Origin of the sequence: Streptomyces broussonetiae (assembly GCF_009796285.1) — a bacterium.
In the GTDB taxonomy this organism is placed as follows: domain Bacteria; phylum Actinomycetota; class Actinomycetes; order Streptomycetales; family Streptomycetaceae; genus Streptomyces; species Streptomyces broussonetiae.
On sequence record NZ_CP047020.1, the window covers coordinates 6,805,798 to 6,820,988 of the forward strand.

Annotated in this window: 12 protein-coding genes; 4 read left to right on the top strand and 8 right to left on the bottom strand. The window is 72.9% G+C overall.

The annotated features are described in order from the left end of the window. The first annotated feature begins 75 nt into the window (after positions 1–75). Both GQF42_RS31425 and GQF42_RS31430 read left to right on the top strand, forming a co-directional pair. Complete coding sequence (locus tag GQF42_RS31425; protein WP_158925484.1) at positions 76–450, top strand: helix-turn-helix domain-containing protein; 375 nt, start codon at positions 76–78, stop codon at positions 448–450. A 194-nt stretch (positions 451–644) separates the two neighbouring features. Continuing rightward, the gene (locus GQF42_RS31430; protein ID WP_158925486.1) at positions 645–1,115 is read left to right on the top strand and encodes a Dps family protein; all 471 of its coding nucleotides are present in this window, start codon (positions 645–647) and stop codon (positions 1,113–1,115) included. Between the two features lie 371 nt (positions 1,116–1,486). Here the strand turns inward: GQF42_RS31430 and GQF42_RS31440 are convergent, their stop codons facing one another. The 4 genes from GQF42_RS31440 to GQF42_RS31455 all read right to left on the bottom strand — a co-directional run bounded on the left by GQF42_RS31440 (position 1,487) and on the right by GQF42_RS31455 (position 9,675). Next, entirely contained in the window at positions 1,487–2,251 is a 765-nt protein-coding gene (locus tag GQF42_RS31440; RefSeq protein WP_158925490.1) for an SDR family NAD(P)-dependent oxidoreductase, read from the bottom strand. A 143-nt stretch (positions 2,252–2,394) separates the two neighbouring features. Beyond that, positions 2,395–3,240, bottom strand: coding sequence for a DNA-formamidopyrimidine glycosylase family protein (locus tag GQF42_RS31445; protein ID WP_158925492.1), 846 nt, complete (start codon positions 3,238–3,240; stop codon positions 2,395–2,397). Positions 3,241–3,285: 45 nt separating this feature from the next. Next, positions 3,286–8,274, bottom strand: a complete 4,989-nt coding sequence (locus GQF42_RS31450) for an ATP-dependent helicase (RefSeq protein WP_158925494.1) — start codon at positions 8,272–8,274, stop codon at positions 3,286–3,288. Between the two features lie 456 nt (positions 8,275–8,730). Then, positions 8,731–9,675: a hypothetical protein gene (locus tag GQF42_RS31455; protein ID WP_158925496.1), complete on the bottom strand. Its 945-nt coding sequence runs from the start codon at positions 9,673–9,675 to the stop codon at positions 8,731–8,733. An 80-nt stretch (positions 9,676–9,755) separates the two neighbouring features. On the opposite strand from GQF42_RS31455, the gene GQF42_RS31460 reads away from it, so the two are divergent. Together GQF42_RS31460 and GQF42_RS31465 are read left to right on the top strand one after the other, a co-directional pair. Then, a complete protein-coding gene (locus GQF42_RS31460; RefSeq protein WP_158925498.1) occupies positions 9,756–9,950 on the top strand; it encodes a DUF3046 domain-containing protein in 195 nt (64 codons plus the stop codon). Positions 9,951–10,088: 138 nt separating this feature from the next. Next, positions 10,089–11,330, top strand: coding sequence for an AI-2E family transporter (locus GQF42_RS31465; RefSeq protein ID WP_199272865.1), 1,242 nt, complete (start codon positions 10,089–10,091; stop codon positions 11,328–11,330). 106 nt (positions 11,331–11,436) lie between these two features. Here the strand turns inward: GQF42_RS31465 and GQF42_RS31470 are convergent, their stop codons facing one another. From GQF42_RS31470 to GQF42_RS31485, 4 genes are all read right to left on the bottom strand, one after another. Continuing rightward, a complete protein-coding gene (locus GQF42_RS31470; protein ID WP_158925500.1) occupies positions 11,437–12,180 on the bottom strand; it encodes a hypothetical protein in 744 nt (247 codons plus the stop codon). 112 nt (positions 12,181–12,292) lie between these two features. Then, positions 12,293–13,456: an oxygenase MpaB family protein gene (locus GQF42_RS31475; protein ID WP_158925502.1), complete on the bottom strand. Its 1,164-nt coding sequence runs from the start codon at positions 13,454–13,456 to the stop codon at positions 12,293–12,295. 90 nt (positions 13,457–13,546) lie between these two features. Further along, entirely contained in the window at positions 13,547–14,602 is a 1,056-nt protein-coding gene (locus GQF42_RS31480; RefSeq protein WP_158925504.1) for a polyprenyl synthetase family protein, read from the bottom strand. After that, on the bottom strand, positions 14,592–14,870 hold the full coding sequence (locus tag GQF42_RS31485) for a polyprenyl synthetase (RefSeq protein WP_158925506.1): 279 nt from the start codon (positions 14,868–14,870) through the stop codon (positions 14,592–14,594). Before GQF42_RS31485 ends, GQF42_RS31480 begins: the two co-directional genes overlap by 11 nt. Between the last annotated feature and the right edge of the window lie 321 nt (positions 14,871–15,191).

Below are 15,191 nucleotides of genomic sequence, written 5' to 3' on the forward strand. Positions count from 1 at the left end.
CCGCACGGCCGCGGCGCGAGGCGGTACGGTGGGGCGAGAAGGATGCGGCTACGCGGTCCGAGGAGGGAGCCACCGATGATTCTGCTCCGTCGCCTGCTGGGTGACGTGCTGCGTCGGCAGCGCCAACGCCAGGGCCGTACTCTGCGCGAAGTCTCCTCGTCCGCCCGAGTCTCACTCGGCTATCTCTCCGAGGTGGAGCGGGGGCAGAAGGAGGCTTCCTCCGAGCTGCTCGCCGCCATCTGCGACGCGCTGGACGTACGGATGTCGGAACTCATGCGAGAAGTGAGCGACGAGCTGGCGCTCGCCGAGCTGGCCCAGTCCGCTGCGGCTTCCGGGCCTGTGCCCACGCCGGTCCGGCCGATGCTGGGTTCGGTGTCGGTGACCGGTGTGCCACCGGAACGGGTGACCATCAAGGCACCCGCGGAGGCTGTGGACGTGGTCGCCGCGTGAGGTTCGCGCGCGCGGCCTGATGATCCGATACGAGTGAAGCCCCGGTCGGCCGCTCCAGGAAGACCTGGGGCGCCGTCCCGGGGCTTCTGCCGTTCCCGTCGGGAACCCTGCCGGGTATGCGTCCGTTTGCCGGGTCTGTGTGGCGCGGTCATGGTGGAGGGACGTGACGGCGTCGAAGTACCGGAGGAAAACGGATGTACGTCGTGAAGAGCCCGTTGGCCGACGCGGATCTCAAGATCGTGTCCGAGGCGCTGCAGGGCGCCCTGGTCGACCTGGTGGACCTGTCGCTGGTTGCCAAGCAGATCCACTGGAACATCGTCGGTCCCCGATTCCGCTCCATCCACCTCCAGCTCGACGAGGTCGTCGCCTCCGCGCGCACCCACTCCGACACGGTGGCCGAGCGCGCTTCCGCGCTGGGCGTCCCGCCCGACGGGCGCGCCGGCACGGTGGCCTCGAGCAGCGGCATCGGCGCCACACCGGCGGGTTGGATCAAGGACGGGGACGCGGTCAGGGTGATGGTGGACGCGCTCGGCGCGGTGATCACCCGGATGCGTGAGTGGGTGGACGCGACGGGAGAGCCGGATCCGGTGTCCCAGGACATCTTCATCGGGATCACCGCGGATCTGGAGAAGCATCACTGGATGTTCCAGGCGGAGAACGCGTAAGCGGTTCGGCCGGGGTCGGTGCCGTGTGCTGCGTGGTCGCCGTGTGCCGGGCGTGTCGTGCGGGGCGCTGCACCGGTGAGCCCTCAGCGCGCCTTCCGCGTCGGGCAGGCGGGGGTCTAGCGTCCCGCAGGAGGTGGTGGCGGCCATGGTGGCGCGAATAGTGCGCTGGGCGCTCGGGCTGGGGCTCACAGCCGTGTGGTGGTGGGCCGTGCTGCGCCTCGCTCTGGGTCAGGGCTCCGGTGTGCTGGAAGGGGCCGTCGTGGCCGGTGGATGGGGACTGAGCGTGCTGCCGGTGCACTGTGTGCCCAAGGGGCGGGCGGCCGGGGCGCTGCCGAGGGGACGCTGGGGCGCGGCCTGGCGGGCCGGCGAGGTCACCAGGGCATCGCCACGCCCCCGTTCGGGCGAAGTATCTGACCCGTCGTGAACACCGACGCGTCCGACGCCAGATACAGCACCGCGTGGGCGACATCGTCCGGCTCGCCGACCCGGCCGAGAGGTGCCATCCGCGCCATCACGCCCTCGGTGTGCGCCTGAGCCTCGCGGTCGTGGCGCTCGGTCATGGGGGTACGGATCCAGCCCGGTGCGATCGCGTTGACCCGTATGCCGTGCCGGCCGACCTCGGTGGCCAGGGTCTTGGTCAGCTGGACCACTGCGGCCTTCGCCGCGCCGTAGCACAGCAGCCCGGGTCCGCCCGTGTCGACCGCGCCGGACGCCATGGTGACGATGCTGCCCCGGGTGTCCTGGGCGAGCATCAGGCGCGCCGCCTCCTGGCAGGCGTACAGCACTCCCTTGAAGTTGACGCTCAGCACCCGGTCGAGATCCTCGTCGCGGGTCTCCAGCACGGGGCTGCTGTGCATGATCCCGGCGATCGCCGCCATCACGTCCAGGCGCGCGCAGGAGCGGACGGCCTCGGCAAGCCGCGCCCGGTCGGTGACGTCCAGGACGTGCGCGACGGCCGTACCCCCGTGGTCCTTGATCAGGGCGGCCGTGCCGTGCAGACCGTCCGCGTCCCGGTCGGCACAGTGCACCGTCGCGCCCGCCTGCGCGAGCAGGACGGCGGAGGCCCGGCCGATACCGCCGGCGGCTCCGGTGACGAATGCGGTGCGTCCGGTGAGGTCGTACGCCATGAGGGGCATGCAGTGACCGTACGAGCGTTTCTGACGGGTCGTCAATTAGTAGGGTGGCGATTGGTCCCGGGGATGGACAGGGCCCCGTGGTGCGGGATCGCATCGGTCGGCTCGGGCGCCTGGGCGGGTGCCGGCGGAGTGCGGGTGTGGCGTCAGGCGGGACGGCGGGGACGGTGGTCTCGCCGGCGGTGAGGCGCGCCGGAGGCCGGCACGGGGCCCCTTTGGCAGGCGGGGCACCAGTAGGTGGGACGGTCCTGGGAGCCGTCGCCCTGGTCGGCCATGCGGACGGAGGTGTGGCAGCGCAGGCAGGGGCGTGGCGCGCGGCCATAGACGAACAGGTCGTGCCGGTGCAGGCCCGTGGTCTGGCGGACCGGCCGGTCGCGGTTCGCCTCCAGCAGCTTCTTGGCGAGCGCCGGCAGCTTCTCGGCACGGTCCGCGGGCAGGGCACCGACGGGCAGCCACGGGGTCACGCCGAGCAGGAAGCACAGCTCGCTCTTGTAGATGTTGCCGATACCGGCCAGATTGCGCTGGTCGAGCAGGGCCTCGCCGAGCGGGCGGGCGGGATCGGCGAGGAGATTGGCCAGCGCACGCTCGGGGTCCCAGTCCGGACCGAGCAGGTCGGGGCCGAGGTGGCCCACGACCCGCTCCTCATCGAGCGTGCGCAGCAGCTCCAGGACCTGGAGGCGGTAGCCCACAGCCGTGCGGTCGACGGTGCCCAGGACCGCCCGGATCTGGTGCGCCGGTCCGCCCCGCCAGCGCTCGTCCGCGCCGTACACCTTCCACGCCCCTTCCATCCGCAGATGGGTGTGGAGGGTCAGGCCGCCCTCGAACCGGGTCAGCAGATGCTTGCCACGCGGGATCGTACCGAGCACCGTACGACCGGTGAGGTCGACCGTCGCGTACTTCGGCACCCGGAAGTCGCTGACGGTCAGCGCCTTGCCCGCGAGGGCCTCGTGCAGCCGCCGCGCGGCCTGCCAGACCGTGTCACCTTCGGGCATGCGTCCAGGGTGCCACGGCGGGGTGGGGCGGGAGCACAGCCGGCGTCAGGGTCTCAGGCGCAGGCCGCGCGGTGTCGCCACGAAACCCGCTCCTTCCAGCAGCGTGCCCACCGGGGAGGTCAGGGCCTGGGTGCCGTTGATCCGCTCGACCGTGACCGTGCCGAGGGAGCCCGCGCGAGCCGCCGCGGCCAGGGCCTCGGCGGCCGTACGGAGGCGGGGGTCCTCCGGAGCGGGGGCGCCCGGTGTGGTGGGCCAGGCCAGCAGAGTCTTGCCGCCGCGCTCCATGTACAGCGTCAGTTCACCCTCCACGAGGACGACCAGCGAGCCCGCCTTGCGGCCCGGTTTGTGCCCGGCCCCGGTGGGCGACTCCGGCCAGGACAGGGCCGCGCCGTAGGCGTTGGCGGGGTCGGCCGCGGCGAGGACGACGGCACGCGGGTCGGGAGCCGCCGCGCCGGTACGACCGCTGCCGCGGCCCTGGCGCGCCCGGGAGCCGGAAGTGGTGGCGTCTCCTCCTCGGGGGCCGCCGAAGCCGGGGGAGGCGAAGGGGTCGGCGAGGTCGCGGGGGGAGACGTGGTCACCGGGGGCGGGCGGCAGGTCCGCCGGGGGCCAGGTGAAGTCGTCGTCGAGGCCGGGGTGGGCGAACCCGCCGTCCGAGACCTCGGAGGCACCGGGGAGGGCGTGGCCGTGCGGCCCGTTGTCGCCGCCGAAGCCGTTCGGGAAAGCTGGAAAGCCGTTGTGGAGGGGGTCGTTCTGGTGGGCCGCGGAGGGCAGGCCCTCGCTCCGGTCGCGGGCGTTGGACACCGCACGGAGGCGGTCCACGGCGCCGTCCATGGCGAACTGGGCCGCGCCCAGGCCCTCGACCACGTAACCGCGCCGCGCCTGACCGCTCTCCTCGAAGGCGGACAGCACCCGGTACACCGCCGAGAAGCCGCCCTCGACGCCTTCCGCCGCCACGGCCCCGCGCGTGACCACGCCGTGCCGGTCCAGAAGGGTGCGGGCCAGTGCGTGGGCGCGCACCGTGGCGTCCGGCTCGACCGTGGGCAGCAGCGACCAGCGGCCGGCGACGGTCGGCGGGCCCGAGCGGGACGCGGGGCGGGCGGCGGCCGTCAGGGAGCCGTAACGCCCGCGCGGGACGGCCCGCTTGGCGCGGTGGGCCGTGGAACCTGCCGTGCGGCCGGACCCGAGGAGCGAACGCATCGGGGCGAGGGTGTCGTTGGTGAGCCGGCCCGACCAGGCCAGGTCCCAGAGTGCGTCGGCCAGGTGCGGGTCGGTGACGTCGGGGTGGGTGGTGGCCCGTACCTGGTCGGCGATCTGGCGGAAGAACAGGCCGTAGCCACCGGAGAGCGCGTCCAGCACGGACTGGTGCAGCGCGGTCAGCTCCAGCGGGTGCGGTGGCGGGAGGAGCAGCGGGGCCGCGTCCGCCAGGTAGAGGGAGACCCAGCCGTCCTTGCCGGGCAGGGCGCCCGCGCCGGCCCACACCACCTCACCGGCGGCGGTCAGTTCGTCCAGCATCGCGGGCGTGTAGTTCGCCACACGGGAGGGAAGGACCAGCTTCTCCAGCGCCGAGGCAGGCACGGAGGCACCCTGCAACTGCTCTACGGCGCGCACCAGTCCGTCGATGCCGCGCAGTCCGTGGCCCTTGCCGATGTGCTGCCACTGCGGCAGGAACTGGGCGAGAGCCGCGGGTGGGACGGGCTCCAGCTCGTGCCGCAGCACCGCCAGGGAGCGACGGCGCAAGCGGCGCAGTACGCCCGCGTCGCACCACTCCTGGCCGATGCCCGCCGGATGGAACTCGCCCTGGACGACTCGGCCGCCCGCCGCGAGCCGGTGCAGAGCGCCTTCGGTGACCGCGACGCCCAGGCCGAAACGGGCCGCCGCCGTCGCCGACGTGAACGGGCCGTGCGTACGGGCGTAGCGGGCGAGCAGATCGCCGAGCGGGTCCTTGACCGGCTCGGTGAAGGCCTCGGGCACGCCAACCGGCAGCGCCGTGCCGAGCGCGTCACGCAGGCGGCCCGCATCCTCGATCGCCGCCCAGTGGTCGGCGCCGGCGATGCGGACCTTGATGGCCCTGCGTGCCCCGGCCAGCTCCCGCACCCAGTGCGGATCCGCACCCCGCGCGACCAGCTCGGCATCGGTCAGCGGGCCGAGCAGCCGCAGCACGTCGGCCACGCCCTCCACGTCCTTGACCCGGCGGTCCTCGGTGAGCCACTGCAGCTCGCGCTCCAGCTCGGTCAGCACCTCGGCGTCGAGCAGCTCGCGCAGCTCCGCCTGGCCCAGCAGCTCGGCCAGCAGCCGGGAGTCCAGGGACAGCGCGGCGGCGCGGCGTTCGGCGAGCGGGGAGTCGCCCTCGTACAGGAACTGGGCGACGTACCCGAACAGCAGGGAGCGGGCGAACGGGGAGGGCTCCGGGGTGGTGACCTCGACCAGGCGCACCTTGCGGGCCTCGATGTCGCCCATCAGCTCGACGAGCCCGGGGACGTCGAAGACGTCCTGCAGGCATTCGCGCACCGCCTCCAGCACGATCGGGAACGAGCCGAACTCGCTCGCCACCTGGAGCAGTTGGGCCGCGCGCTGGCGCTGCTGCCACAGCGGGGTGCGCTTTCCGGGGTTGCGGCGCGGCAGCAGCAGCGCGCGGGCGGCGCACTCACGGAACCGCGAAGCGAACAGGGCCGAGCCGCCGACCTGGTCGGTGACGACCTGGTCGACCTCGCCCTTGTCGAAGGCGACGTCCGCCGCGCCCACGGGCGCCTGCTCGCCGTCGACCGCCGTGCTGAAAGAGGTGCCCGCCTTCATGGGTTCCTGGTCGAGCAGGTCCAGGCCCATCAGGTCGGCGTCGGGCAGGCGCAGCACGATGCCGTCGTCGGCATGCATGACCTGCGCGTCCATGCCGTACCGCTCGGACAGCCGGGCGCCGAGCGCCAGCGCCCAGGGGGCGTGCACCTGGGCGCCGAAGGGGGAGTGGACGACCACCCGCCAGTCGCCCAGCTCGTCGCGGAAGCGCTCCACGACGATCGTGCGGTCGTCCGGAACATGGCCGCATGCCTCACGCTGCTCGTCCAGGTACGACAGCACGTTGTCCGCCGCCCACGCGTCCAGGCCCGCCGCCAGCAGGCGCAGCCGGGCGTTGTCCTTGGGCAGCGAGCCGACCTCGCGCAGGAACGCGCCCACCGCTCGGCCCAGTTCGAGCGGACGGCCCAGTTGGTCGCCCTTCCAGAAAGGGAGGCGGCCGGGCACACCGGGCGCGGGCGAGACCAGGACGCGGTCGCGGGTGATGTCCTCGATGCGCCAGGAACTGGTGCCCAGGGTGAAGACGTCGCCCACCCGGGACTCGTACACCATCTCCTCGTCCAGCTCGCCGACCCGGCCGCCGCCCTTCTTGGGGTCGGAACCGGCGAGGAAGACCCCGAACAGGCCCCGGTCCGGGATCGTGCCGCCGGAGGTGACGGCGAGGCGCTGCGCGCCCGGGCGGCCGGTGATCTCGCCGGTCACGCGGTCCCACACCACGCGTGGGCGCAGCTCCGCGAACGCGTCCGACGGATAGCGGCCCGCGAGCATGTCCAAGGTCGCCGTGAACGCCGATTCGGGCAGGGAGGCGAAGGGCGCCGAGCGGCGGACCGTGGCGAGCAGGTCGTCGAACTGCCAGGTGTCCAGCGCCGTCATCGCGACCAGCTGCTGGGCCAGCACGTCCAGCGGGTTCGCCGGCACCCGCAGGGACTCGATCGAGCCCGAGCGCATCCGCTCGGTGACCACGGCCGCCTGGACGAGGTCGCCGCGGTACTTGGGGAAGACGACACCGGTGGAGACGGCGCCCACCTGGTGGCCCGCGCGGCCGACGCGCTGGAGGCCTGATGCGACCGAGGGCGGGGACTCGACCTGGACGACGAGATCCACGGCGCCCATGTCGATGCCGAGTTCCAGGCTGGAGGTGGCGACCACCGCGGGCAGGCGTCCGGCCTTCAGATCCTCCTCGACCAGGGCGCGCTGCTCCTTGGAGACCGAGCCGTGGTGCGCGCGGGCGATCACCGGGGGCGCGCCCTGGGCTGCGCCGGAGCCGCCCATCAGCTGGGCGGGGGCGTGGTGCTCCTCCAGGGTCTCGCCGGTCGCACGCTCGTACGCGATCTCGTTCAGCCGGTTGCACAGGCGCTCCGCGAGGCGCCGCGAGTTGGCGAAGACGATCGTCGAGCGGTGGGCCTGGACCAGATCGGCGATCCGCTCCTCCACATGCGGCCAGATCGACGGCCGCTCCCCGCCCTCGGCCGCGTCCGCCGCCGGAGAGCCGCCCAGCTCGCCCATGTCCTGCACCGGGACGACCACGGACAGGTCGAACTCCTTGCCGGACTTGGGCTGGACGATCTCCACCTTGCGGCGCGGCGAGAGATACCGGGCGACCTCGTCCACCGGACGGACCGTCGCCGACAGGCCGATCCTGCGGGCCGGCCGCGGAAGCAACTCGTCCAGCCGCTCCAGGGAGAGCGCGAGATGAGCGCCGCGCTTGGTGCCCGCGACCGCGTGCACCTCATCGAGGATCACCGTCTCCACGCCGGTCAGGGCGTCGCGCGTGGCCGAGGTCAGCATCAGGAACAGCGACTCGGGCGTGGTGATCAGGATGTCCGGCGGGCGCGTGGACAGCGCACGGCGCTCGGCGGCGGGGGTGTCGCCCGAGCGGATGCCCACGGTGACCTCGGGCTCGGGCAGGCCCAGTCGAACGGACTCCTGGCGGATGCCGGTCAGCGGGCTGCGCAGATTGCGCTCGACGTCGACCGCGAGGGCCTTGAGCGGTGACACGTACAGCACCCGGCAGCGCTTCTTCGGGTCCGCCGGGGGCGGGGTCGAGGCCAGCTGGTCCAGAGCGGCGAGGAACGCGGCCAGCGTCTTGCCCGATCCGGTCGGGGCCACCACCAGCACGTCCGAGCCCGCGCCGATGGCCTGCCACGCCCCCGCCTGGGCCGCGGTGGGCGCGGAGAACGCCCCCGTGAACCAGCCGCGGGTCGCGGGTGAGAAGCCGTCGAGGGCTCGGTGTGCGGAGCTGACCATGCGTCCATCCTGCACCCGACCACTGACAATCACGCTGACCTGCGCAAATGCCGTCTGCCGGGCTGGTCGGGCTGGCCGGGCCGACCGGCGGCGGGCCGACCGGTGGCGGCCGGTCGGCGGCGGGCCGGTCGGCGGGGTGGCGGCGACACCGGCGGTCGGGGAGACGCCCGGTATGGAGCCGCCACGGGCCCGGTACGTCCGCGGTCGGACTGCTGGAGCCCGCGGGCGCCACCGAGCCGGCGCCGTGGTGTCCGTGTTGTGTGCGTCGAGTCGATGTTGTGTGCGTCGATCCCGGTGGCCGTCGCGGCAGCCGAGGCGGTGAGGCTGTGGTGCGGGACGGACGCGGCCGACGCACGTGCCGGGCTCGGCAGTGCGGAGGGCCGGAGGGCCGGTGGCCTGCGCCGTCGGCGACGCTACGGCCCGGTGAGGTGCCGAGTGCTCCGGGCGGGTCCCGGCTCAGCCCACGAAGCGGCCGTACGACCTCAGGGTGCGCAGGGCCGCGATCGTCACCATGGGGCGGGCTTCCAGGGCGGGCGCCGGGGACCATGAGCGCCGGCGGATCGGCCAGCCTCCGTCGTCCTGCTGCTCGGACGCCAGGTGGTCCAGGGAACGGGCCATCTCGTCGTCCGTGAACCACGCGCGCGCGAGCGAGTCCGGGCTTCTGGCGAAGTCGTGCGGGAAGTGGTGCTCGGCCGGAGCGTAGCCGGGCGCGACCGGGTAGGCGGTGAGCCGGTCCGGGTCCAGTGCCGCGAGTCGCTGCTCGCGCACCATGCGGCCCAGCCGGTCGGCGGCGGCCTCCGCGCGCGGACGGTCGGGAACGGAGTCCAGGAAGGCCACGGCGGCCTGCACCTCGTGGGGATGGGACTTCTCCAGGGACTCCACGGCCTGCCAGCAGAAGTCGGTGGCCCGGAACAGCCAGGCATGCCACACCTCGTTGCGGTGCAGCAGCCCGACCACCGGCCCGGTGACCAGCAGTTCGCTGGGTGGATCGTCGAGCACCGGCACGGACGGGGCCGCCGGATAGCCGCGCTGGCTGGGATGGATCGCCGGCAGGGCGCCGTCCGCGGTGGAGACCGAGGTGAGATAGCGGCACACCCGCTCCACCCGCTGCCCGCCGCAGCGCCCGATGGCGTCGAGGACGCGCAGCGCGTGCGCGGCGTGCAGGGGCTGGCTCACAGGTCCGCGCAGATCGGGCTCCAGGGCGTGCCCGTACCCGCCGTCCTCGTTGCGGTAGGCGTCCAGCGCCGCCTCCACCGCGTCCGGAGTGCCGTGCAGGAAGTGGTACGCCAAGAGGCGCTGCTCCAGCACGCGCGCGGTGAGCCAGACGAACTGTTCGGCGCGGAACAGCGGGGAGCGCGCCTGGGGCGTGGAGGGGAGTGGGGAAGCTCCGGTGTCGGCCATGCGTCAGACCGTAGGACGGAAAGCGGTCTCGGCAAGCCCTCCCGGCCGGGGCCCACCCCCAGGGGCGGGATACTGGAGTCATGCGGTTGACGGTCTTCTGGCAGCGGATGGCGGAACACTTCGGTCCGGGGTACGCCGACACCTTCGCGCGCGATCACGTCATGGCGGAGCTGGGCGGACGCACGGTGAACGAGGCGCTGGACGCGGGCTGGGCGGCGAAGGACGTGTGGCGGGTGGTCTGCACGGTCATGGACGTGCCGGGTGAGCACCGCTGACGCGTTGCCCGTATGGTCCGCCGCCCTGCCATTCAATATGTCGGAATTGCCCATAAAAGCAGTGACGGTACGGCATTGATCGGTCACGAAAGCGCAGGTGGGCGCCGGTTGTCGGTGGCGTCGGCGAGACTGGGGCTCGTGGCACGCACTGACGAGGACAACGAGCCGCTGACCCAGCACACGGCATCCACCGGTACGACAGCGCCCGAGCGGCCCCCGGCCCCCGGCGCCGCCGTTCCGGGCGGCCGCATGCCGCGCTGGCTGCCGCGCGCCATGGTGCTCGCGCTCGCACTGATCGCCGTGTTCCAGCTGGGCACCTGGGCCTTCCACCAGCTGACCGGACTGTTGATCAACATATTGATCGCGTTCTTCCTGGCCCTCGCCATCGAGCCCGCGGTGAGCCGCATGGCCGCCCGCGGAATGCGCCGCGGGCTCGCCACCTTCCTGGTCTTCCTGGCACTCACGACCGCCGTCGCCGGGTTCGTCACCCTGCTCGGCTCCATGCTGGCCGGACAGATCATCAAGATGGTCGAGGGCTTCCCGGGCTACCTCGACTCCCTCATCCGCTGGATCAACGACTCCTTCCACGCGGACCTCAAGCGCGTGGACGTCCAGGAGGGCCTGCTCCACTCCGACTGGCTGCGCACATACGCGCAGAACAGTGCGGCCGGTGTCCTCGACGTGTCCCAGCAGGTGCTCGGGGGGCTGTTCCAGCTGCTGACGGTGGCCCTGTTCTCGTTCTACTTCGCCGCCGACGGTCCCCGGCTGCGCCGCGCACTGTGCTCCGTGCTGCCGCCCGCGCGTCAGGCCGAGGTGCTGCGCGCGTGGGAGATCGCCGTCGACAAGACGGGCGGCTATCTCTACTCGCGCGGCTTGATGGCGCTCATCTCCGGGATCGCGCACTACATCCTGCTCCAGGCCCTGGGCGTGCCCTACGCGCCCGTGCTCGGCGTCTGGGTGGGGCTCGTCTCGCAGTTCATACCGACCATTGGGACGTATCTCGCGGGCGCGTTGCCGATGCTGATCGCGTTCACCGTCGCCCCCTGGTACGCGGTGTGGGTGCTGGTCTTCGTCGTGATCTACCAGCAGTTCGAGAACTACATGCTCCAGCCCAAGCTCACCGCCAAGTCGGTCGACATCCACCCGGCGGTCGCCTTCGGCTCGGTCATCGCGGGCACCGCGCTGCTCGGTGCCGTCGGCGCGCTGATCGCCATCCCGGCGGTGGCCACCCTCCAGGCCTTCCTGGGCGCCTATGTGAAGCGGTACGCCGTGACGGACGACCCCCGTGTGCACGGGCACCGCGGCCGGGGTCCGGGCGTCTCCGGGCCGCTCGCGCGCATACGCCGGCCGCGGGCGGCCGAGCCCGAGGAGGCGTCGTAGAGGGCGTCCTCGTACGCCGGTTCCCTGCGGCCCGGACATCTCCGGGCCCCGTCAGCGGCCCGGAACTCCCCTGAGCCTCGTCGCGGCTCGGACATCCCTGGCCACGTCAACACGTCAGTGCCGCCCACACGCCCGCCCCGGCGACGGCCACCGCGTAACAGCCGGTCGCCGTGGCCACGATCCGCCGGCGTGTCCGGTCGCTCCAGGACGAGCGGGACAGCAGCCAGGCCAGCAGCGGCAGGACGAGGACGGCGTGCAGGCTCACGCCGTGCAGCGGCTTGAGAGGGGCCGTCGAGTGGTAGGCGGCCTCCTGGTGGCCGGTCCGGGTCAGCACGACCCCGCGCGCGATCATCGCCGCACCCGAGGCCAGTCCGACCAGCAGGACGGCGAACCCGGAGCGGACGGCGAGCGGCATGCCGGTGGGGCCCGTCGGCCGGTGCCGGAAGGACGCGACGGCGAAGACGGTGAGCACGACCACCAGCACGCCGCCGCCCACCGCGAGCGTCATGGACACCGCCGTGTCGAAGGGCGTCTGCATGTTCAGGTGCGAGGGCACCCGGCGCCAGGCCTGGAGGGTGATACCGCCGACCTCCACCACACAGTCGGCGGCGAAGACGAACAGCAGGACCGAGCGCAGCCGATCCCCGACGCGCACGTACGACGTGACCCAGGTGATCGCGATCAGCGTCAGCCCGAAGGAGAGCCCGAACGTGAACGGCTTGCGCCAGGAGACCGGGCCGTACCAGGGGCCGCCGTCCACCGCGAACACCCCCAGGTGCACGAGACCGGACAGGACGAGAAACATCCCTGTCGTATGACAGAGGCGTTCGACAGGGCGCGCAGTGCTCATGGGCCAAGGCTCCCGGGAACTGCCCGCGCGGTCGTCGTCCGGCCGAAGGCACCCGCCGTACGCCGCCGGGAGTAGCCGCGGGCGGCGCCCGGTCGGCAGGGGGCAGCAGGGGTCAGGGGGAGACCGTGGCGGCGGGTGGGGTCCAGCGCCTGGTGCGGGGCACCGAGTCCGTGACGCCGTAGTCCTTTTTCAGATGCTCGGGGATCGCGTAGTGCATCACGCGCCCGCGGGTGAGGGACGACAGTTCTAGGACCGTCGTGAGATGGCCGAGCCGGTCCAGGGCCCAGGCGCCGAGCGGGGAGCGGTCCTCGATGGTCTCCAGTACTCCGAGGAGGTGCGGGACGGCCTTGACCAGCGTGTCCCAGCGGGTGCGGGGCACGCGCAGCCAGTCGGCGCAGGTGTCGCCGACCAGATGGCGGACGAGGGCCGAGACGACCGGGTCGAAGAGGGTGCCGGGCACGACCTCCTCGTAGAGGTCGATGAGCTGCCGGGTCAGCTCCGCACCCTCCTCGGAGGGGCCCATGTGACGGAGCATGTACAGGTCGAGGAAACTCCGCGCCTCCTCGAGGGTCTTCGGCACGGCCTCCTGGTCGACACCGAGCATCGCGCCGACCACCCGCCACGCGTAGTAGTAGGCCTCCGCGCCCTTTGTGGTCATGTGGATGCCCAGCCGGTGCAGGCTGTCGAGGACCAGCAGCGAGAAGAACATCTGCCCGCCGATCATGTCCTCCTGGCAGATCGGCACTCCCAGGGCCGCCGTGTCCCAGCGGTCCTCGCGCTTCAGGTGGTGCCGGATGGACGCGTGCAGCAGCCGGACCTTCTGGGCGGCGGGGACGAAACGGCTGCCCGCCTCGAAGGCGTCGGGCCGCATCAGGTAGACGGTGAACTGGCCGGTCTCCGCCATCCGTTTGGAGGGGTACTTGAGCGAGTGCGTGGCCGACAGCAGCTTCGCCACGTGCGGGACGACGTAACAGGCGGGCATGGAGGCGAAGGACAGCGCCGTGGAGATGTGCACGCTGTTGTCGATGAAGAACAGCCGCGCTCTCTCCATCTCGCCCCAGTCCACCCAGGACGGCGGGGCGCTCGTCGCCCGGAGGTATTCGCGGGCCACGTCGGGCAGCCCGTCCGGGAGTGGAGCGCCGGCGGTGGAGACGTACCGCATCAGGGTGTTGAAGGTGCCGACCTCCCCGCGCGCGAAGAGGGTCGCGACGGTGGCGTCGGCGAGTTCGTCGCCGGCCTCCCGCAGGGCGTCCATCGATGCCTCGGTGAAGGTCATGGCAGGGGCTCCTTGTCGGGGGAGTCATGGGGGAGGGAATCAAAGGCTCGGGTCGTGGGCGGACCGTGCTGTACGGGGCAGGCGGCTCGGTCAGTACGGGCGGACCGTCGCCGCATGCGCCAGCTCGGCCAGGGCGTGGGCGGCGGGCGTGGACACATCCAGTTGGTGGAGGGCGTCGAGCGCCTCAGCCACGCGCGCGGAGATCATGTTTTCGACGCGCTCCGGAGCCCCGAGCCGGCGCATCACCTCCCGTACGGCGTCCAGGCTCGCCCGGTCCGGCTCGCCCCGCCCCAGCAGGGCTCGCAGCCGCTCCCGCTCGGCCGCGCCGGCGATGCGCCAGGCCTCCGCCAGCAGCGCGGTGGGGCGCCGGCCGCGTAGGTCGTCGGAGTCGGCCTTTCCGGTGCGCTGCGGGTCCCCGAACAGGCCGAGCAGGTCGTCGCGCAGCTGGAAGGCCTCGCCGAGCGGCAGCCCGTACGCCGAGTAGCCCGCCCGCAGCCGTTCACCGGCCCCGGCGAGCGTGCCGCCGATCAACAGGGGCTGCTCGACGGTGTACTTGGCGGTCTTGTACCGGATCACCTTCAGCGACGCCGTGGTGTCCGGGACGGCCCCGGTGTGCAGGATCTCCAGGCACTCGCCCGCGATCAGCTCCCGGGCCAGCAGCGACCACAGCGGGCGGGCGCGGGCCAGGTACGCGGCGGGCAGACCACAGGTGGCGAACAACTGCCCGGCCAGCGACATCAGCAGGTCCCCGGCCAGCATCGCCAGCGACCGCGCGGCGGTGCCGGGACGCGGATGCCCGGTCACGGCACCCCGCAGGGCCAGGTGTGCGGTGGGCCGGCCACGCCGCAGGGGACTGTCGTCGATCAGGTCGTCGTGGACGACCGCGGCGGCGTGCACCAGCTCCATGGAGGCGGCGGCCCGCACCAGTGCGTCGCTGTCGGGCTGGCCGGCCGCGCGCCAGCCCCAGTAGCAGAACGCCGCCCGCAGCCGTTTGCCGTCCGCGACCGCCGTCTCCAACTGGTCGGCCACAGGGCCCAGGGCCGGATCGATCTCGGCCAGCAGATCGGCCTCCTGGGCCACGTACTCGTGCAGCACCTGGTCGACGCGGGTCCGGAACGCGGCCGCGTCCCACCGCTCAGCCGCCATCGGTACCCCGGCGGGCGAGCGCGTGCCGGGCGAGGATCTCCAGATGGGCGGGCGGCACGGTCGTGCACCGGTCCAGTGCCAGCCGGCCGCGGGCCACCAGATCCTGCTCGGCCGCCGACGCCAGCTCCGCGGCGTCCGAGCGGCGCAGCAGCCCCCGTACCGTCGTCAGGGCCGAGCCCAGTGTGCTCACCGTCAGATCCGCCACGCCCGCCACCAGCAGCACGGCCTGTTCGTCCAGGCCGCCACGGCGCCCCGCTTGCTGTGTCATGCCCCGAGCATGATGGCCCGGAGCGTGCGGGGCAGGCGGAATCGTCGCCGGGCGCACCATCGGGTGATCGGTTCGCAAGGCCGTGCGGTTCATGGCCGTTGCCGCATCCCTCGGCCGGGCCGGGTGTATCCCAGGGGCGGACGTGATCGTTCCCGGGTACGAACAAGATCATCAGCATCGGGGTCCGGGTGTATGGACCCCGGGTGGGCCCCGGTCCGGGCGGCCGCGGACGCCGGCCTCTGTGATGAGCAGGCGGCGGGATTGCGGGCCGGATCGCCCGCGCCGAGGTCGCCGGAGCCGATCGCGCCGCCGCGTCGCGCG